Origin of the sequence: Loktanella sp. DSM 29012 (assembly GCF_900110705.1) — a bacterium.
Taxonomy (GTDB): Bacteria; Pseudomonadota; Alphaproteobacteria; order Rhodobacterales; family Rhodobacteraceae; genus Loktanella; species Loktanella gaetbuli.
The window spans coordinates 1-21,702 of record NZ_FOEJ01000007.1; the positions used below are offsets into that span (position 1 = coordinate 1).

The 21,702-nt window shown below is 59.5% G+C and carries 8 protein-coding genes and 3 pseudogenes; 5 read left to right on the forward strand and 6 right to left on the reverse strand.

What is annotated here, in order from left to right:
• Nucleotides 1–430: 430 nt before the first annotated feature.
• The 3 genes and pseudogenes from BMX27_RS14520 to BMX27_RS16910 form a co-directional block, all read right to left on the reverse strand.
• Entirely contained in the window at nucleotides 431–2,041 is a 1,611-nt protein-coding gene (locus BMX27_RS14520) for an AAA family ATPase (RefSeq protein ID WP_090160746.1), read from the reverse strand.
• Between the two features lie 201 nt (nucleotides 2,042–2,242).
• A pseudogene (locus BMX27_RS14525) lies at nucleotides 2,243–2,407 on the reverse strand (integrase); the annotation flags it as partial.
• 253 nt (nucleotides 2,408–2,660) lie between these two features.
• A complete protein-coding gene (locus tag BMX27_RS16910) occupies nucleotides 2,661–2,912 on the reverse strand; it encodes a hypothetical protein (RefSeq protein WP_177172739.1) in 252 nt (83 codons plus the stop codon).
• Between the two features lie 60 nt (nucleotides 2,913–2,972).
• Between BMX27_RS16910 and BMX27_RS14530 the strand changes: the two are divergent.
• From BMX27_RS14530 to BMX27_RS17140, 4 genes and pseudogenes are all read left to right on the forward strand, one after another.
• A pseudogene (locus BMX27_RS14530) lies at nucleotides 2,973–3,257 on the forward strand (integrase core domain-containing protein); the annotation flags it as partial.
• A 182-nt stretch (nucleotides 3,258–3,439) separates the two neighbouring features.
• Nucleotides 3,440–13,627: a beta strand repeat-containing protein gene (locus tag BMX27_RS14535; protein WP_090160748.1), complete on the forward strand. Its 10,188-nt coding sequence runs from the start codon at nucleotides 3,440–3,442 to the stop codon at nucleotides 13,625–13,627.
• A 13-nt stretch (nucleotides 13,628–13,640) separates the two neighbouring features.
• Nucleotides 13,641–17,102 (forward strand): TonB-dependent receptor, encoded by a 3,462-nt coding sequence (locus BMX27_RS14540; protein ID WP_090160749.1) that lies wholly within the window; start codon nucleotides 13,641–13,643, stop codon nucleotides 17,100–17,102.
• 112 nt (nucleotides 17,103–17,214) lie between these two features.
• Nucleotides 17,215–17,302, forward strand: a pseudogene (locus BMX27_RS17140) (IS5/IS1182 family transposase); the annotation flags it as partial.
• Between the two features lie 395 nt (nucleotides 17,303–17,697).
• Here BMX27_RS17140 and BMX27_RS14545 read toward each other — a convergent pair.
• The 3 genes from BMX27_RS14545 to BMX27_RS14555 are packed head-to-tail and all read right to left on the reverse strand — an operon-like array spanning nucleotide 17,698 to nucleotide 20,694.
• Complete coding sequence (locus BMX27_RS14545) at nucleotides 17,698–18,462, reverse strand: ABC transporter ATP-binding protein (protein ID WP_090160752.1); 765 nt, start codon at nucleotides 18,460–18,462, stop codon at nucleotides 17,698–17,700.
• Nucleotides 18,456–19,517 carry a FecCD family ABC transporter permease gene (locus tag BMX27_RS14550; protein ID WP_090160754.1) on the reverse strand — a complete coding sequence of 354 codons (1,062 nt, stop codon included), beginning with the start codon at nucleotides 19,515–19,517 and terminating at the stop codon, nucleotides 18,456–18,458. Before BMX27_RS14550 ends, BMX27_RS14545 begins: the two co-directional genes overlap by 7 nt.
• 46 nt (nucleotides 19,518–19,563) lie before the next feature.
• Nucleotides 19,564–20,694 carry an ABC transporter substrate-binding protein gene (locus tag BMX27_RS14555; protein WP_090160757.1) on the reverse strand — a complete coding sequence of 377 codons (1,131 nt, stop codon included), beginning with the start codon at nucleotides 20,692–20,694 and terminating at the stop codon, nucleotides 19,564–19,566.
• 123 nt (nucleotides 20,695–20,817) lie between these two features.
• Between BMX27_RS14555 and BMX27_RS14560 the strand changes: the two genes are divergently transcribed.
• On the forward strand, nucleotides 20,818–21,579 hold the full coding sequence (locus tag BMX27_RS14560; RefSeq protein WP_090160759.1) for a class I SAM-dependent methyltransferase: 762 nt from the start codon (nucleotides 20,818–20,820) through the stop codon (nucleotides 21,577–21,579).
• Nucleotides 21,580–21,702: the final 123 nt, after the last annotated feature.

The window sequence follows — 21,702 nt, forward strand, 5'->3', positions numbered from 1 at the left end:
GGCCTGACACCGCGCGAATATGCTAACCGGTCAAACGAAGACCAAAACCTGAACAGAGCTAACTCATAAATGAGGACTCTCTGGGGAGCAGGTCATCTGCGGTCGCGAAGCACCCGCGCAGGCTGAACCGAACCAGACGTTCAGCTTTAACTGGCCGCTGAAAAAGTCAGGCGCAGCCCACGACACCGGCAAAACAGGGCGATTTTTCCGCTCTTTCGTCGAGCTGATGAAAACCTCTTGTGACCGGCATCGATCAGCACCACGAGAACAGCTGTTCAAAATCCTTTTTCAGCGGCCTGTAAACTAATTGTGGCACCATTCCGCTGCTCTGCAGGTCCATCTTGAGTCCATAGCAACGTAGTTGCGCTCGGCTCGAAATGACGTGATCTGTAATTAGCCGCTCTTTCCGGAACCCTGTTTCCGCCAATCTTCACCTATCCAATTGATCAAAAAGGTTACCAAAGAGACCTCGTACGAACGCCAATGCATCATTGTCTTGTGACAATAGGCGGCGAACCGCTTTCTCGTAGTCCTCGATCCTTCGGAAACCGAGTTTGCCTGAGATGTCGGCCAGCGCGGCGGATTCCCGAACTGGACATTTGGTGAGTATCGTCTCCCAGTCGTTGTCTGCCACCGCAGCATCAAGCTCCACCTTTCGTGCCGCGTGGATTGCTTGGGCGTCGTTGGCAATCGTGATTGTTTGGCCATCCATTAGATCATCGTCATTTGGTAGCTGGTCCAAGATCAACTTCCTGACCGCTTTCTTGGCTACCTTCTGACTTAGACGGTCTGTGTGATCGGCAATAGCAGCAACGCCGGCATTCAACGCTCTCTCGGCTATTATGGTTGGATCATCACCGGATACGTTCGCTTGGCGCGCAGCGATCCCCCTGATGATATGCGGATGAAAATAGATCGCCTCGACCGAATAAAACGGAAGTGCGTGAGTACCTTTTTGACGTTTGACTTTGATTTGATCTGGCGAGTAGCCATCGCCATCAGCGATTCCGAACGCCCGCAACCAGTGGAAGCCTTCTCCCGCTCGACTCCCGACGACAGCCTGCTCAACATCGCGGCAATTTCCTTTGGGGATAACAGAAACCATAGGGAAGATCAGGCTGTATAGGGGCTTGTCCAAGCTGCTCTCGGTTCCTTCAACGAACAGTATTTTCCGGCGCGCGCCAAGAAGGTCGCGTTTTAGGATGTCGTCAATCGGCGTCTCTGCGGGAAGTTCATCTGCCTCCCAGCCTTGGACGTTTTGACCGTCGAAGTTGCACGACCGTGGCAACAGCGTCCTCGCGCCCGTAACCTCTAAGGGTAGATCATGGTCGTGGGTTGAGATAACGAAGCCACAGTCGGATCGCCGTTCAAAGAGTTGGCTTAGGAGCGGGGAGATGATTGAGCGGTGCAGATGTCGCTCGGGTTCGTCGATAATCAGAAGTGTTCCAGGTGGAGCAGTCAAGACGTTACCTGCAATAAGCAATGCATTGCGTTCGCCGTCTGAAAGCTCTGCCGCGCTGTATTCGGGCCCGCCGTCCTTGCTCGCCATCACGCGCTCGTTTTTCTGGATACTGATTATAATCGGGATATTCGACTGCTTAAGCAATTCGTTAATGATTGCGATAGGCGCTTCCACCTTGGCAGCTTCCGCCAAACGGCCCATGTCTCCGGCATCGTAGGCGGCTTGCATTGAACGCGCGCGGACGTTTTCTGCGTCTATCAATTCATATATCGTCATGCTAGCGCGCTGTGCGGCATAATGATCTCGGTAACGGGCTTCTTGTGCCTGGTCCGTGTTCTTGATGCTTTGCTCAGTTTGGACCTTCTTGGCAGGCGTCATGTCCAACGCGTCTGTGTTCATCCATGTCTGGCGGTGCGCCGAAATTTTCCTAACGTTATTCCGATTTTGGCTCGCGAAGTGGTGCATCAAACTCGACTTTCCGGTACCGTTCGCACCAAGAACGAATAGCATTTGACCGGGCTCGAGTTGGAGCTGCGAGATCTCGGCGTTTTGAGCAGGGAAGTTCAGGTTGAACGGCATCGGATAACTCGAGGTGTAAAAAAGGTCTGCATAACATAAGGTGTATGGCTACCAATGGGAATCTCTAGTTAGCTGCCTAGAGCCGAGCTCTTTCACCATTCCTGGCGCATCGAATGGCAGGTCTGGTGATGCTGCGACGCTGCGTTGGACCTTTCCCTAAACGGCAGCTGTGGGCCGGCCGCGACAGCCGGCCCGCCCTGTTCAGATTTCCACCGCTTCGGCGATCGCGAGCGCACCTTCCAGCTCAACACCCAAGTAACGCACCGTGCTATCCATCTTTGTGTTTCCAAGGAGGAGTTGCACCGCCCGCAGGTTGCCGGTCTTCCGGTAAATCTGCGCGACTTTCATGCGCCGCGTAGAGTGGGTGTCGCCGATTGACTATGAAATGAAACAACAGAAAATGAACATGGCAGGCGTCTAGGAACCTAGGGGCACCTCAACCTTCGCATAGGCCCGCCGGGCATTCGGCTTACTGCGTCGCCGCAGGTCGGCTCTGGCTCCACTGCGTCCTCTTCGACGAAGTGGGTAATCGCCCCCCCGGGAAACGGTCTCGATGCCATACGACCTCCCATCCTCTTTCTCGTACGGTATCTCAGGCGCTTTCGATTTGCGGATGAGCTCACAGGGCTTCGACGGTTTCGGCCTCGGGGAAAACTTTAACAACGGTTCGTTTAAGACCTTGCATGCGACTGATAAGTTTCTCGCGGACATCGCAGGATACGACGAATGACGTGTTGAGATCGGCACAGGAAAGCGCAAACGTGACCTCTTGGCCAAATACATCATGGTCCGTGACCATAACCAAATGCTCATCGTTTCCTACCGCATCCATACGATCCTGACGGACAACGCGATCGAGTTCGCCGAGCATACCCGCAACCGCAATACCGCATCATCCAGGTAGATGCGGTTCGACATGATCTGCGAGGCAAATGAGATTGAGCATAGGCTCACCAAGCCCAACCACCCGTGGACCAACGGTCAGGTCGAAAGAATGAACCGCACAATTAAGGACGCAACCGTCAAACGCTATCACTACGACAGCTATGATCAGCTGCACACACCTCGCAGACTTCATGGCAGCCTAAAACTTACTCGCCGGCTCAAGACCCTCAGCGGGCTCACGCCCTGCGAATACATCTGCAAAATCTGGAAGTCAGAGCCAGACAGATTCATCGTCGATCCGATCCACCGAATGCCCGGACTGAACACCTAAGGCAAAGCATGGCGTTGCCAAAAGGAAACAGCAAATTTCACGTTGTGGGTTTTTGATTGAGCCAGACACAATTTTTTGCGCTACTGCCTTCGTCAGGTGCCATTTCAAGAGCACCCCAATGCAAGAGCGGCGTTGATGGCGGTGCGCACCGCCGGAGTTCTACAGGTAACGGATCAGTATCAATGTTGGAAAACCGCAAGGCGGATCTGTTTGTGCTTGTTAGCCGGATGATTGCGCTGCTGCTTTTGTCTCTGCTGTTTTTTGTGCCAACGATCGCCGCCGCGACACCCTTTACAATGACAGTACCAGGCACAGGTGTGCAGCTTCCGGCCGAATACCCAGAGGCCGGCGGCGTGGCCATCGTGATGACGGGCGTCAACGGCAACATCTATTACCAGTTTTCAAATCCGGACGGGGCGTTTGTTGGTTTCCAGAATGACGGCAATCCTGCGCGGTTTCGTGGCAACCCGTTTACTATCAACGATCCCATCGCGCTCGACTGTGGATTCCGCGATTGCAGCGGATATTTCGGTGGTGCCATCGCCCGTGTTGATATCCGATTTTCAGCCTTTGACGGCGACACCCAAGTCGGCGGATTTGATCGCAACGACATCTTTCTGATCCTCAATGGCTTCAATGTCGGCAATTGGTCGAATGTCACCACCCAAAGCACAAACGAGGCGGGCACAACCAGCTTTGGCCAGCAGCAGGGCTTTGGCAACGAGACATTTGATACAGGGTGGTTTTCCAGCACAAACGCGGCGCTTCTGGCGAATATCCTGCAAACGAACCAGACGCTGTCGCAGGTCTTTGACCGTGATCCCAATGACAACTTCTGGAACTTCACCTTTGGCGCATCCTTGCCGCGAGAGGACCTACGGACCGTCGCGCCGGGGTATGAATTCGAAAAAACGATTGATCCCGCCGATGTGACCTACAGCCAGGTCGGCGACGTCATCGATTACACCTATGTGGTGCGCAACATCGGGTCGGTCGATATCGACGACATTACGGTTCAGGATGACCGTATCCCGAACGTGGTCTGTCCTGCGCCGCCGCAGAACTCTTTGCGCCGAACGCGTGGCAACGATCCCGCCGCAAACGAGCTGACCTGTACGGGCACCTACACAATCACCCAGGCCGATATCGACGCTGGCACAGTCACCAATATCGCGACCGCGAACGGCACGCCTGAATTCGGTCAATTGGGCGCGGTCAGCGATACCGCGACGACGACCGGGCCCGCCCAGAATAACGCAATCACGCTGGAAAAGGTTGGCGCGCCAGATCCGTTTGGTCCGGTCGGGTCGCAGGTGACCTACACTCTGACAGCGCGCAATACGGGCAACACGACCCTGCGCAATTTGCTGATCACCGACCCCAAGACACCGGGGCAGACATGCGAATTCCCGACGCTTCTGCCGCTATCCGCAGATAACACAACGAACGCGGCCAGCTGTACTGTGACCTATACGGTCAAACAGGCGGACGTTGATGCGTTCAACAATGACGGTGACCCGCTCCAAAATACCGCAACGGTTCGCGCGACGCCGCCGGGCGGTGCCGCCATCACGGCCACCGCGTCAGAATCCTTACTTGGTCAAGTTGCGGTAGTTGATCTGACGCTGGTGAAATCAGCGTTGCAATCGACCTATGACGCCGTCGGCGACATGATCGACTATCGCTTTACGATTAACAACACCGGCACGGTCACATGGCCGGGACCTCCCACTGTGACGGATACGTTGACAGGCGGGGCGACCTGTCCGTCAGGTGTAGTGGCACCCGGTGGCACGGTCGTTTGCGAGGCGAGCTACACGATCCTTCAGTCTGATCTGGATAATGGCACGCGCCCGAACGAGGCGACAGCCAGCATTACCGTTGCCGGGCAGACCGCCAGCGCGGCCGATGACGTGACAGTCAATGCTGTTGTGACCACTGAACTGACACTGACCAAGGCGCTCTCTGCCAGCTCGCCCACGTCATTCACCGCACCCGGTCAGGTGCTGAGCTATGATTTTATTCTGACCAACACGGGCACCGTGACGCTGACGGCGCCGCTGGTTGACGACGCGACAACGGCACCTGCGGTGACGCCCGTTGCTGTGACATGCCCCGCAGGCCCGATTGCACCGGGCGGCACGCTGACCTGTACAGCAGACTACTCCGTCACTCAGGCTGATCTGGACGCCGGAGCCGTTTCGAACACCGCCACAGCAGAGGCCACCGCCCCCGCAGGTGTGGGTAGCGCGCAAGTCCTGTCCGACCCCCAAAGCCTGACCGTCACCGGCGAGCGGAACCCATCGTTGGCGATTGTGAAGACCGCGCCGTCGGTCACGCCACTTCAATTCGCAGGCGAGCCACTGGTCACCTATACCTACGATGTGACCAACTCGGGCAATGTCACGATACCTGGCCCGATCACGGTGACCGACGACCGCCTGACCCCCAACACCTTTACCTGCACCACCAATGCCATTGCCGTTGGCGCCGCCGCACAATGTACAGCCGATTATCAGGTGACCGAGGCTGATCTGGTTGCACAGCAGGTGCGCAACAATGCCTTTGCGACAGGCGGCGACGGCACAAATTCGAACACCGATTCCGCGATCATCCCGCAAGAAGGTACGTTCGATTTCCTTTTGGAAAAAACGGCAATTGATGCAGATTACGCATCCATTGGGGAAAACGTTGATTTTCAACTGACGTTCACCAATACGGGTGACACCACAATCTTCCCCAAGGCGCCAACGGACGGCACCTCGATCTTTTCGGGTGGATCTGGTGGACAAAGCCGTGACCTGTTCGTCTTTGACGATCCGGGTGTTACTCTGGTCGGTAACTGTAATCTTCCCAATCGTATCAGCCCGGTTGGGGCTAACGGTGGCGGACAAACGAGCTTTACTTGCACCGTGCGCCGGACCGTGACCCAGGCAGATGTCGATGCTGGCAGCTATACCAACACGGCAAATCTGACGCTGGTCTATAACGATGGCGACGCCGATGAGGAAACGCAGGTCGTGCCGCCTGCCTCGGCGACTGTGCCGCTGAATGCAGCTGTCGAACCCAGCTTTACCCTGACCAAAACGGCGACCAACGACTTTGCGGCGGTTGGTGATCTGATCAACTATGACTTCGTCGTCACGAACACGTCGGTTCTGACGCTAACGAATGTCGTTCTGACGGATCCCAAGATCGTGGCGATCACCTGTGTGGGCTCTGCGACATCGAATGAGACCGGGACGATTGCCCCCGGCGGCAACGTGCAATGTACTGGCAGCTATCCGGTGACGCAGGCCGATCTGGACGCCGAAGAGGTGTTGAATACTGTATCCGCGATCGCATCGACACAAGCCGCAGGGACCGTGTCCCAGACAGCGCAGGAAACGACCGCAATTGATCCTGCCGCCGCCATCCGCGCGCTGACGCTGACCAAATCTGTCACTGTTCAGGAAACGGGTGACGCGACCTTTACCGCCGCAGGTCAGACCGCTGACTATGTTTTTGCCGTTGAAAACACCGGCAATCTTACGTTGGACAATATATCGGTCGTGGACCCCGATCTGGGCTATACCTGTAGCATCGCAACGCTGGCCCCCGGTGCTGTGGACACGACCACCTGCGCCGCGTCGCGGGTGCTGTTGCAGGCTGATTTCGACGCTGGCAGCTATACAAACGACGCTGTCGCATCGGCGCCCGGCGCGGTCGATGCGCCCGCCAGTGCGACCGCTACCGCTGACGGACGAGTGGCGACATTTGTGTTCGAAAAAACCGCCCCGGCGAGCTTTGCCGCCGTCGGTGAGATCGTTGATTTCACGTTCAGCTTTGAAAACACGGGCAACGTTACGCTGACCAATATCACCATCGTCGACCCGCTGCTGGGTGCGACCTATTCCTGCGAGATTACAAGCGTTGCCCCCGGTGCGACCGATAACAGCTGCCGTGGCAGCTATACGGTGCAGCCTGCGGACGTGGACGCTGGCCAGATCGAAAACAACGCCAGCTTTACCGGGTCCGGTGTGGACGGCGCGCCGATCTCTGGCGCTGATACGGTCGTGGTGACGGGCCCGGCCGAAGCGCCCGCGTTGACAGTGACCAAGGTTGAGGACGATGCCACCGGCAGCTTTGACAACCTGCCTGCCACCGAAAGCTACAGCTTTACCGTAGCCAACACGGGGAATGTCACGCTGACGGGGCTGAGCCTTGTCGATGGGCTCACAGGTTTCACCTGTGCCTTGCCCGATCTGGCGGCTGGTGCGCAAACAACCCTCTGCGCAGATGGCGCGCCGCTGACCGATACCTATACCGTGGTGCAGGCGGATGTCGACGCAGGCACGTTGGAAAACACGGCGACAGCGACAGGTCGGACAACACGCGGGGCAGGGGCCCCTGTGACAGCGTCTGACACCGTCACGTTGCAGGGGCCTGACCAGCTGCCCGTTCTATCCATGGTGAAAACGGCGACAGCGGGGGCCGGGTTTGATACACTTGGCCAGAGCGTGAGCTACGACTACCTTGTCACCAACGACGGCAACATCACGCTGACTGCGCCGATCCGGGTGTCTGACGATCAGGTCGCTGTCACCTGTCCCTCGCTGCCTGTTGGCGGTCTGTTACCGGGCGATGATCTGCTGTGTACCGCCACCGATACGGTCGATCAGTCGGACCTTGATGCCGGTGAAATCGTGAACGTGGCCACCGCATCGATCAACCAACCGGTCACGACATCAGCGACCTATCCGATCGGTGTGGCTGCCGTGTCGTCAAATACTGAAACCGTCACCGTGACGGCCAACCAGCTGCCAGCGCTTGCGATCACCAAACGGGTGAAGCCGGGCACGGCCACCAGCTTTGACGCGCCGGGCGATCTGGCTGATCCGGCAAACCCTAACAACCTGGTCTACGAGTTCATCGTCGAGAACACCGGCAATGTGACCACGACAAACCCGATCACTGTCAGTGATCCGCTGATTTCTGCGACGCCGCTGACCTGTACGACGGCCCCGGTTGCGCCCGGCGGCACTGTCACTTGCGAGCTGCCCTACGCCCCGACACAAGCGGATGTGGACCGCGGGTTCTTTGCCAACAACGCTGATGCGGCGACGCAGTTCGACGGTGCCGCCGTCGTCACTCAGGTGCCAGGCACAGAAACCGTCAACGCTGTGCAGCGCCCAGATCTGACGATCGTCAAAACGCTGGATAGCCTTGCGATCTTTTCCCCGGGGCAAATCGCGACCTACCGGTTTGATGTGGCCAATACCGGCAATACGACGATCACTGGTCCGATCACGATCACCGACAATAAAATTGCGGGTCCGATTGATTGCGGTCTGAATGATCTGGCACCGGGCGACAGCACCTTTTGTACCGCGACCTACACCGTTACGGTTAACGATGTGAACGCAGGCAGTGTGACCAACAGTGCCCGCGCCAGCAACGGTGTGACCACCTCCGACCCGCAGTCGCTGACGATCCCGATCGGCGCAGAGCCAACCTTGTCGATCGCGAAAACGGCCACGAATGGCGCGTTCACGCAGGCGGGCGATGTCATCAATTACGAATTCCTGGTGACCAATACCTCTAGCGGTCCGATCCCGCCTGCCTTTGTGCAGCCTGTCGAGATTGTTGACGACAAGATCACGACGCCCATCGTCTGCCCAGTGGTGGACGGGGCCAACCCGCTAAATCCGGGTGACGACATCACCTGTACTGGCAGTTACACCGTGCAGCAGTCCGATATTGATGCGCTCCGTCCGGGGTTCACACGCGGTTTTGTCATCAACAATGCTTTTGCCCGGTCCGAATTTGCGGGCGAGGTGGTCGAGTCCCCCGTCGATCGGGTCGCGATTGAGGCGGGCTCGGTAGCCGTGCTGGTTGTGACTAAGACAGCCGAAAATCTGACTGACGCAGGTCAGGACGCCGACGCAGGTGATGTGATTCAGTTCACCATCGTTTCGCAAAACGACGGTCCACAGACGCTGACCGATGTGCGCGTCACCGATCCATTCGTTGGCGCATTGACCTGCGATATTGCGGCCCCCGTCACGCTCGCCCCGACCGAGGCGCTGACCTGCACGGGCAGCTATAACGTCACGCAGGCGGATGTCGACGCAGGTGATCCGATTGCCAACACCGCCAACGCAGCCGCAACGACGACACAAGGTACGCCCGTCACTGGCACGGATAGCACCACCTATCCCGTGGCATCGCCACTGCCCGCGATGCAGGTTGCCAAGGCGCTGGAACGCGGCAGCGGTCAGGACGATTTCAACAGTGTTGGCGAGCCTTTGACGTTCCGCGTGACGGTTACGAACAGCGGCAACATCACGTTGAACAATATCAGCGTGACGGATGATCTGGTGCCTGGCACCTGCCCCATTACGACCCTCGCACCCGGTGCGACCGACAAGTCTTGTATCTTTGTCTACACCGTCCAGCAGGGTGATATTGATCGCGGAGCAATCACCAACATCGCCACCGGACGCGCGCAACCCGCCAATCCCGGCGCGCCAGAGCTGGTTGAAACCGGTCAGTCCGACATCACGGGCCCCGCAGCGGAGCCGCGCATCGGCCTGTCCAAAACCGGATCAGGAGAGGTCACCGCCTCTGACGGGTCACCGACGTTCAACCTGCCGGGCCAGACCCTTAGCTACGTCTATGAGGTCGCGAACCTTGGCAATGTCACGATCAACCAACTGCCTGCGATCAGCGACGACCGCATCGCCACCGTGACCTGTGACGCGCTGCCAGTGGCAGGACTGCAGCCCGGTGAAGTGCTGATTTGTCGTGGCAGCGATACGGTTGACCAGACCGATCTGGACGCGGGTTTTGTCACGAACATAGCTGATGTTCTTGTCGCCAACGAATACGGCGGCTCGCCCCTGACAGCACAAGCAACCGAGACTATCACGGCCACGGTCAATCCCGACATCTCCATCACCAAGACACCGTCGGTGATCGCCGATGCCACCGTCGGGACCGAAATCATCTACACCTACCGTGTGCAAAACCCTGGCAATGTGACGTTGTCGGACATAACACTGGTTGATTTCCAGACCAGCGCTGCTGGAGTACAAACGCTGGCAGTCAGCGACGGTGGGGTGATCGCCTCGCTTGATCCGGGCGCAGAGGCAACGCTGACGGCGACCTACACAATTACGCAGGATGACATCGATTCCGGCAATGCGGTGCGCAACACGGTCCGGTTGACCTCGACCTTGCCGGGTGGTGATGCTGGGCCTGTCGGTATCGCGCGGGCGCGCGTCGATCTTGATCCGCAGCGGCCAGAGATGGTGGCGATAAAGACCATTTCTCTGGCCCCCGCCAATGCTGTGGCTGGCACAGAAATCCAGTTCCAGATCACGCTGACGAATACGGGCAACGTGACCTTGGGCGAACCCGTGCTGACTGACGAGGTCCGCCAGATCAATACCGACGCGTTGGTGGGCCAACCTGCGCTGGCCCTGACGGGCGGTGACAACGATGCCGTCGGTGTTTTCGAAATCGGTGAGGTGCGTAGCTATTCCGTCAACTACACGCTCACGCAAAGCGATATCGACGCAGGCGGGATTGCCAACAGCGTGACCGTAACGGCGGCTGATCCGCTGGGTGATCCGGTAACAGAGGTGTCCGACAACGGGGCGGGGGACGGTGACGACCCGACGCCATTCGCGATCGCCGCTGCGCCACAGCTGCAAACGACCAAAGTCATCGCGTCCCAACCTGCGGAATTGATCCCGGGTGAGGCCCTGACCTACCGCATTGAGGTGACGAACCTCGGCAATGTCAGCCTCGACCCGCCAGCCCTGACCGAGGATCTGCGCCGTCTCGACCCTGCTGCGACGCCCGTATCGCCACAGCTCTCCGCCGTGCGGACGGCCGATAGTGTGGGCACCGACAACGGCAGGTTTGATCCGACCGAAGTTTGGGTCTACGAGGTCACCCACACCCTGACGCAGGCGGATATCGACGCAGGCGGTCTTGCCAACAGTGTCACCGCAACCACGCAGGACCCGAACGGCACGCCCGTCAGTGACGTCTCCGACGACGGCAACGACACGGACGGGAACACGGTTGACGATCCGACGGAGCTGTTGATTGCGCCTGCCCCGGCGCTGGAGCTTGAGAAGATTCTGACGCAGGGCGGTACGGCTGTGGATGACACGCTGGTGTTTACGCTAACGGCGACGAACCTTGGCAATGTGACGCTGAGCGATCCTGTTCTGACGGATACGTTCACGCGGCTTGACGGCACGGCGATCACGGGTGTCGTCCCTGTGCTGGCCGATCCGGCCGTTGCGGGCACACCGCTGGCCCCGGGCGACACCCGCGTCTGGACGCTGGAGCATACACTGACTCAGGCGGACATCGACGCAGGCGGGGTGAGCAACACCGCGACGCTGACAACACAGACACCGGACGGCGACCCGCTTGCGGATGTCTCTGACAACGGCATCGACGGCGACGGCAACACCGCCGATGACCCCACCGTACAACTGATCGCGCCGACCCCGGCGCTGGACGTGACCAAGGTCATCACCCAGACCGCCACCGCCGTCGGCGACACCGTCATCTTCGAGATCACCGCAACGAACACCGGCAACGTCACTCTGTTCGATCTGAGTGTCACTGACACCATGACCGCGCTGGACGAGAGCACACGTGACCCCGGGCCAATTGTCCTGACCGCCGGCGATGCAGAGGACAGCCTGGACGTCGGTGCGATCAATATTTACGAGGTCCGATACGTGCTAACGCAGGCGGACATCAACGCCGGTGGACTGCAGAACCTTGCAGATGTCAGCGCGACGACGCCGGGTGGGGAAAACCTGCTGCGGGCCTCGCGCGATGATGACGATACCGACGGCAACCCAGAGGTCGATCCGACAGTGCTGCTGTTGGAGGGTGTATCCGCAATCGCAGTGACGAAAACAGCAGCGGTGCCGGTGCGTGTCAGCCCGACCGAGCTGCGCTACGATTTCGAGATCGCGGTGGAGAACACCGGGACGATCACGCAGACGAACCTACAAGTTCGCGATGATCTGCGCGCCTTTGCATCGCCTGCGCGTGTGGTGTCAGTCTCTGGGTTGACGACGCGCGGCATGACGGGCTCTGGCGGCATCGCGCGTGATTATGATGGGGTATCGCAGACAGAGACCCTGCGGGGTGACGTGCAGCTGGAACCGGGTGTGACGGGCATCGTTGCGTTTTCTGTCGTGCTCGATGTTGCCGACGGCGGTCCTGAACAACCCAACCGGGCCGAGGTGACGTCCGATACAGAGGAAAATGCTGTCGTTGGCAGTTTTATCGTGACCGCGCCACCACCGGCAGAGGTGCGTGTGACCAAGGTTGCGGATACGCAGACTGCACTTTTGGGTGGATCGGTTGGCTATACGCTGACGTTCACCAATGTGAACCGCACGTTTGAGACGGGCCTGACGTTTGTCGACGCCCTGCCTGCGGGTCTGTCCTACACGCCGGGCACGGCCGTGTTTGACGGGCGCGACGAATCCGAACCTGTGATCGACGGTGCCCGTTTGGAATGGCGCAATGTCACGCTGGGGCCGAACGAGACAATCACCGTGACCCTGTCAGCGCGTGTAACGGGTGGCGATGGTGATCTGGCAAACACGGCCTTTGCCCTCGACAATACCGGTGCGCTGATTTCGAACCGGGCTGAGGCTGTGATCGTGCGCAGACCAGAGGCGGTGTTTGATTGCGGCGACGTGATCGGCAAGGTGTTCGATGACCGCAACATGAACGGCTATCAGGATGGCCTTAACCCGGGTGATACGGCGGCCATCACCGACCAGACCTATAACGGTGGGAAATTCACAGCACCCAAAGAGGTTCTGCCGGGTGGCGAGCCGGGTCTGGCGGGTGTGCGTCTGTCGACGGTCAACGGCACTATCCTGACCACGGATGCCTACGGCCGGTTCTCTGTGCCCTGTGCGGAACTGCCTGCAAACATCGGGTCGAACTTTACGCTGAAACTGGACACGCGGACATTGCCGACTGGTTACAACGTGACGACCGAAAACCCCCGTACCATCCGTCTTACACCGGGCACGGTAGCGAAGATGAACTTTGGTGCCGCAATCGCCAATGTCGTACGGATCGATCTGACGGCGGCTGCCTTTGTCGGTGGCGGCACGGCCCCGGTGCCTGCGCTGTCGGACGGGATTGCAGCGGTGCTGGCGCAAATTCGCAATGTGCCGTCGGTGCTGCAACTGAGCTACTATACCGATGGCGAAGGCCGAAGCCTAGCAGGTGACAGGCTGGATACGGTCGACGATCTGATCCGGTCGCTCTGGGACGGGTCTGCGGGTTACAGCCTGATCATCGAACGTGCGATTAAGGCGGGGCAATAAGATGAGATACGCCATGATCACAGCACTGTTCCCGCGCCGCAGCCTGATGGTACTTTTGACCGCCACGGCGATATCCGCCGTGGGGCAGGGGGTCTGGGCTCAGCAATCCTGCGCCGTGGGCACGGTCCCGGTCCCCGATAATTGCGCACCAAAGGCACCGGCGCTGCCGGGCACCGGGTTTTCGATCACGCTGAACGGTGCGCCGGTTGCGGGTGATGCGCGGGTGGTCGAGGTCGCGCGCAAGGTCGATATCGTTCTGGCCAAGGCGGATATCCGCGTCACCTTTGACGGGCTTGGCGCGCAGCCGCGACTGGATCTGGAACAAGTGCCGGGCAGCGCGCCTGACAGCTATCTTCTGGGCTCTGCCCTGAACTATCCGGCATATGTCACGCGGGCCGAAATGCGGATCGTGCAACTGGATGCGCTGGGTGGCCCCCGCCTGATCGACAGCCTGCCCGTTACCCCGAACGGTCAAGTCAGCTACACGGCACCTGATGCTGGCGAATATGCCGTCGTGCACCGTGTCTACGACGCGCAGGGCCGGTTTGATGAGACACAGCCACAGCCGCTAGGTACGGATTTGCCCGCTGGAAGCGCCGCTGACATCGAGGAAGGCCGCGACACCATCGCACGGCGCGCCATTCCGGTCTTTGGCGGCGCTGTCACAGTATCCGGCGCGAACGTTATGCCCGGTAGCCGCGTGCAGGTTCTGGGCCAGACTGTGCGTCCCGATGCCTCTGGCCGTTTCGTTGTTCAACGGATCTTGCCGCAGGGCGGCTATGATATCGATGTGACTGTCACAGGACCGGTTCAAGCGACAGAGCTGGTGCGCGATATCGATATTCCCGCCGCCGACTGGTTCGCCGTTGGCACCGCCGACGTCACGCTGGGACTGCGCACCGATGGTCGCGATGGCAGTTCAGACAGCTATGCTGTAGGACGGCTTGCCGGGTTCATCAACGGGCGTACCGCCAGCGGCTATGAGATAACTGCCTCTGTCGATACTGGCGAAGGCCCGCTGGAGGATCTGTTGCGCGATCTGGATGAAAAAGATCCGCGTCAGCTGCTGCTGCGGATCGATCCGGATGATTACTATCCGACCTTTGGCGATGATGCAGAAATTCTTGATTTGACGCCGACCTCGGGCAAGATTTACGCCCGTATCGCGCGGGAAAACAATTTTGCTCAATTCGGGGATTTCGTGTCCGAAATGGGCGACAACGCCTTTGTGCGCAACGACCGGACGCTTTACGGTGCGCAGGCGCATGTGGAAACGCGGGTCCAAACCGCATTCGGCACACCGGTCGGGCGCGCTACGGTTCATGCGGCCCAACCCGACAGTATTCCCGTCCGTGAGGCGCTAAATGGCACCGGCGGGTCGGTCTATTTTCTCGCCAACCAGGATGTGTTGCGTGGCACCGAACAACTGTTCGTACAGGTTCGCGACCCGCAGTCCGACCGCGTCATCGAAAGCCGCGCACTGACACCAGGCGTTGATTACGACATCAACTATATTCAGGGTCTGGTGACCCTCTCAGAGCCTTTGCTCAGTAGTACCGGCGACGGCATCGGCGGCACGACCGGACCACGCCGAAACCGCGTGCTGCTGGTTGCGCAGTATGAATATGTGCCCGTGCTGGGCGATATCGACGGCTTTGCCAGCGGTGTCCGCGTTGAACGCTGGGTTGCGCCCGGCCTGCGGGTCGGTCTGTCAGGCACCCGCGACGATACCGGTATCCGCGACCATACGCTGGTCGGCGGCGACCTGCTGTTCGCGCTGACCGAACGGTCCTATCTGCGGCTTGATGCGGCCCGTAGCGAAGGGCAGGGGATTGATACACTTTTGTCCTTTGATGGCGGCCTGTCCACGAATACGCAGGATGCAGCCAGCGGTCAGGGAACGTCAGTCCGGGTCGAGGGCAGTGCTGATCTGACTGATCTGGGCCTGTCCCGAGAGGGCAAGATCAACGCTTATGTCGAACAACGCGAAGAAGGGTTTTCATCCCTCGACACGCAGGTCACCGCGCTGAACGGTGATGAGGACCTGTTCGGTCTGTCGGCCGACGTGCAACTGACGGATGCGACCGCGCTGCGCCTGTCGTACGACAGTTATAAAAGTGCGGCTGGCGACAGCGACAAAGAGGGCGTGGCCGCCGTCACGACAGCCCTGAACGACCGTCTGAGCTATACGCTGGGCGCTGAACGGATCGACCGCGACGCGCTGGGTGAACAGGGCAGCCGCATCGATGTGGCGGCACGCCTGACATATGCCTTTGACAATGCACGATCGGCGTATGTCTTTGGTCAGACGACTGTCGATCGCGACGGGCTGGAGGATAACGACCGTGTCGGTCTGGGCGTGGAACTTGGCACTGGCACCGGCTGGGGGTTCGAGGGTGAACTGTCCGACGGCTCACTTGGCGCGGGTGCGCGGGCCTATGCGGTCTATACCGACGCGGCGGGCGATACACAGTACATCGGCTATACGCTGGAACCAGGTCGTGAACTGAATGGCCTTGATCTGACCGGCGACGACAAGGGCCGGTTCGTCGTTGGTGGCCGCCGGACCCTATCCCAGACCGTGTCGGTATTTGGCGAAAATACCTACGATATGTTCGGCGAGCGGACCTCGCTGATTTCAGCCTATGGCGTGACCTACGCACCGATCGAGAAATTCAGCACGACGCTGGCTTTCGAGACAGGCGAGATCGATGTCGAAGGTTTAGAAACGCTTGACCGCTATGCCGTGTCGCTGGGCGTGTCCTATGCTACTGACGCCGTATCGGCCAAAGGGCGGTTGGAATACCGCAGCGAAGAAGGGTCCGAGGCAGGATCGCTGCGCGACACCGACACTGTCGTCGCAACCGCTGATCTTGCCTACAAGATCGACGAGACACAGCGCGTGCTGTTCAGCGCAGATACCGTGCAATCCAGTGGGTCCGAAACCGGGTTCCGCAATGGGGACTACGCCGACGTGTCAATTGGCTACGCCTTGCGCCCCATCGAGGATGACCGGTTCAATATGCTGGCACGCTATCGCTATCTGGATGACCAGATTGGTCAGCGCGTGGACGGGTTGGATATGCTTGGCCCCGTGCAGCGCAGCCATGTTGGCAGTGTCGATGCATCCTACGACGTGAACCAATATTGGACCCTGTCGGGCAAATTAGGCTATCGCGGTGGTGAATTTGCGCCAGTGCAGGGCGGCACCTTTACCCGGAATGACGCCATGCTGACCGTGATCGGCGCGCGCTATCATCTGGTTGATGATTGGGATCTCTTGGCAGAGGCGCGGCGGTTGGACCTAATAACCGCCGACGTGACGCGCGGCGGCGTTTTGATCGCTGCATTCAAGCAGCTGGGCAAAAATTTGCAGGTCGGTGGCGGATACAACTTTAGCAGATTCTCGGACGATCTGACGGATTTGACATACGATGATCGCGGTGTCTTCGTAAATATCGTTGGTAAGTATTGATTGAAACCTGCTCCCCTGAGAGTGGACTTGCTCGGCCTACGCAAGCTTGAACACTGACGAAAAAGCAGCCTAACTATTGAACCAGAAACTCTCCGGTAAAGGGGCGGTTCGTAAGGATTGGAGGCGCGCCCACCTACGACGATCGCTGCCCCAAAGTGTTCCTCTCAGCCATCGCCCTCGCGGCTCCCGTCATCTATTGATTATGAAACCTGACTCAAGACCGCACAGAGGTGGAGCGGGCTGAGAGGGGGAGATAGCGAATGTCGGCTTACATATTTGCATTCGCCTTTCTGGTCATGCTGCACGATGTCACGGATGACCGGTTTGCTGAAGCTGCGCCGCGGCGATAGGCGACACGGCGAATGTCCAGATTGGGCCGGAAGCGATGGTGTTGCCATTGGCGTCAGCCGTATGGCGCGCGGCGTTGCCGCATGCCTGCTTCGAGCCCTCTTTGCCCAACGCTGTTCTGCAGCATGATGCACGGGCCGGACATTCAGCCTGTCGCGAGTCTCCCGAACCGGACTTTAGTCTAAAACGCCTAGGTGGCCCGATACAGGACCCTGCTATCTGATGCGGGTCCGTCGATGTCGTTTAGTTACGCAGCATTCTGCTGCGCAGGCCCATCGACGATCATGATGGGACAACCGCGCGAACAGCGCTCGACCCGGCTGTCGATGCCGTAAAGCTGGCTGATCATCTGTGGCGTCAGCACTTCCAGCGTGGGGCCGGTCGCAATAATCCTGCCATGCGCAAGCGCCATCACTGTGGTGCAAACGCGCATCACCTGGTTGAGATCGTGCAGCGCAAGAACCACGACGGCCCCGGTGTCACGCGCATAGCGGTTTAGGGCGTCTAAAATCTCATACTGCCGGTAAAGGTCAAGGGCAGAAGTCGGTTCGTCCATCAGGACCACCTTGGGGCGCGTCACAAGTGTCTGGGCGATTGACACCGCCTGCCGCTGGCCGCCGGAGAGTTCCGGCAATTGCTGCTCTGCGAGATGGGCCACACCGAAGCGGTGCAGCGCGTCATCGACGGCGGACAGTTCCGATGCGGACAGCCGCCAGCCGCCGGCGCCCTGCTTGAGTGCCAGGATGATGGATTCATAGACAGTCAAAGCCGCGCTCATGCCGGTATCCTGCGGCATGTAACGCAGATCGTCTGCTGTGGCACCCGACAAGCGCATAGCACCGGAGCCCCGCAACTGTCCCGCGATGCGGCGGAACAGGGTCGACTTGCCCGCAGCGTTTGCGCCAACCAGCGCGGTCAGGCTGCCGCCGGAGATGTCAGGGGTGGAGGCATCGGTCAGAATCGTGCGCCGTCCATAGCGCGCGCCGATCTGGTCCAGTGCAAGCGTTACCATGATTTGCGTCCTTTGGTTAGGATGAGGGCGGCGAAGAAGGGCACGCCAACGAGGGCCGTGATGATACCGATGGGAAGCACCGCACCGGGCAGGATTGCTTTGGACAGGACCGAGGTCGCGGACAGGATCAATGCCCCCGACAGCATCGCGCCGGGGAGGAAGAACCTCTGATCTTCACCCAAGAGCAATCGTGCCATATGGGGGCCGACAATGCCGATGAAGCCAATCGTTCCAACGAAGGAAACTGGGATAGCGGCTAATAGCGATACAAGAAACAGCGTTTCGAGCCGCAGGCGCTTGACCGGCACGCCCATCGCCGCCGCGCGGATTTCGCCCAGACGGATCGCGGTCAGCGCCCATGCGCGGCGGGCAAAGAGCGGTGCGCAAACCGCAAGGATCGCCGCCGTGACGGCAACCTTGGCCCATGTCGCCTTGGTCAGGCTGCCCATGGTCCAGAATACCACAGCCGACAGCGCCTGCTCTGAGGCGAAGAATTGCAGGAGTGCCAGTGCCGCGTTGAAGGAAAAGACCAGCGCGATGCCCAGCAGGATGATGGTTTCCGTCGTCACGCCGCGCAGAGTCGACAGGCCAAAGATCAGCAGCGACGCCGCCATCGCCATGGCGAAGGCGTTGAGCGGAACCATCAGCGCGATGGCCGCAGGAAAGAGAGATACGCCCATCACCATGGCCAGCGCCGCGCCGAAGCTTGCCGCAGCGGATAGGCCGAGGGTGAAGGGGCTGGCCAGCGGATTGGCAAGGATCGTCTGCATCTGCGCACCCGCCAGCGACAGGCTGGCCCCCACGGTGACGGCCAGCAGCGCCATGGGCATGCGGATGTCCCAGACAACAACGCGCATCTGCAGGTCGGCAGCACCGGGGGCAAAGATCGTGTGCAATACCTCGCTCAGGGAATAGCGCGCGGGCCCAAGTGCGACGTCGACCGCCAGCGACAGCAGCAAAAGTGCGGTCAGGCCGGTCAGGATCACGATCCGTCGCGCGACCAATCCACGATAGCTGGCAGCATGGGACGCGACGTGTGGTGTCAAAGCAGTCATGGGATGGCTCCAAAGGGTGGGACGGCTCGCAAGCCGCCCCGTCAGCTCACTTGTCGGATGCATTCAGCGACACCCAGTAGCCGGGGTGGTAATCGATCGGCAGGAAGCGCGCATGAAGTTCCGCCAGCGTCGCCTCAGGGTCGAGGTCGGGGAACAGTTCGGGATGAATCCACTTTGCCAGCTGCTGCACGGCGACAAAGCTGTAAGGATTGTTGTAGAACTGGTGCCAGATCGCGTGCACCTGACTGTTTTCCACCGCTTTGACGCCGGTAAAACCGGGCCGCTGCATCAGGGCGGCCAGCTTGGTCCGCGCCTCGGCCTCGTCCGAGCCGGGCCCGACGCCAACCCAGTCCCCACCGGGCACGTAGGCTTCCCAATTGCCGCCTGTCACGATGATCTGGTCGGGGTTCGACGCAATAATCTGCTCGGCGTTGATCGTGCCGAAAGTGCCGGGGATGAACGGACCGGCCATATTCTCTCCCCCCGCGAGTTCCAAAAAGGTTCCGAAGTTGGCGTTGCCGAAGGACATGCAGCAATCCTCGGAATAGCCACCAGCGCGTTCGACGAAGACAAGCGGTCGGTCGAGGTTCGTCTGGGCGTCGATCACATCTGTGACGCGGGCGATCTGGGCATCGTAGAATGCATTGAACTCTGCGGCGCGGTCTTCCTTGCCAAAGATCTCGCCGATGATCTGCATCGACTGCGACGTGTGCACGAATGGCTCTTCGCGGAAGTCGACATAGACGATCGGGATACCGACTTTGGCCAGTTTCTCCTCGTAACCTGCCTCGTCCGTGGCAGCCTTCGCCTCGAGGTTGAGGATCATCACGTCGGGGTCAAGTGCCACGGCCTGTTCGATGTCGAAGGTGCCGTCCTTGAACCCGCCGAACGTGGGGATGTCCGCGATCTGGGGAAATTTCTCAGCATAAAGCGCGTAGCTTTCGGGTGACGCCTGAAGGAGGTCGTCACGCCAGCCGACCACCCGCTGAAAGGGATCTTCGCCGTCCAGCACGGCCGCGAAAAAAATCTGACGCCCTTCACCTAGGATCACGCGATCGGCAGGGCCATCCAATGTCACCTTTCGACCGGCGATGTCTGTCAGGGTGATGGGCTCTGCCAGCGCCAGGGTGGGAAGAAGGGTCAGCGCTGTCGCACCAAGCACGCGTCGAAGGGTCATGTCCGTATCCTATTTTTGGTAACTCCTCACGGCTTAAATTTATCCGACTAAATTAGTCAAGTTATAGGTTGATAAAAATAGTCGGATAAAGAAAAACCGGTTACAGATGAAGCGAGGGACACTATGACCGCGGCAAAAGCGACGAACAGAAACATCCGGGACGATATCCGCGAATACTGGTCCGACCGCGCCGCGACCTTCGATGACGACCCGGGCCACAAAATTTTCGAAGGTGCCGAGATGGCTGCTTGGACGGCGCTGTTTCGCCGGCACCTCGGCACGGCAAGGGGGCGGAGGTTGCTGGATCTCGCCTCTGGCACTGGCGAAATTGCGCGCCTTTGCAAAAGGATGGGCTTTGACACGACAGGTCTCGACTGGTCCGGACCGATGCTGGACCGCGCGCGTGCGAAATTGCCAGACATGACTTTCCTGGAAGCGGATGTCGAACGGACGACGCTGCCACCGGAAAGTATGGACGTGATCGTGACCCGCCACCTGGTCTGGACCTTGGTCGATCCGGCAGCAGCATTTGCAGAGTGGAAGCGGGTTCTCGTGCCGGGTGGGATGCTATTGATCGTGGATGGTGATTTCGTAACTCGAAGCTGGCTGTCGCGGCTGTCGAACCTGTTGGCACGCGCGGTCAGTGATGGGAACGCTGCACGCCACAAAGAGATTCTGTCGCAGGTCCATTTCTCGCGAGGCGCGCGGGCCGAGGCCGTTGCCAGCCTGCTGACCGATGCAGGGTTTGCGCAGGTCCGCATCGACCGCCGCCTTGGCCCGGTCCACAGGGCACAAGCGGCACAACTGGGCTGGCGAAAATCGCTCCTGCGCCGCTCGGAACACCGTTACGTGGTCAGTGCAATAAAGTCCGTTCGACCAAGGTAGCGATCAGAATCTGCAATCTCCGGCAAACCCGGCGCGGTTCAAGCCATTGCTTCACCGGGGCAACGTATGACAACTCCCCACTCAAGTTGATATCCGCTGCACCAGCACAACACAAACTTTGGC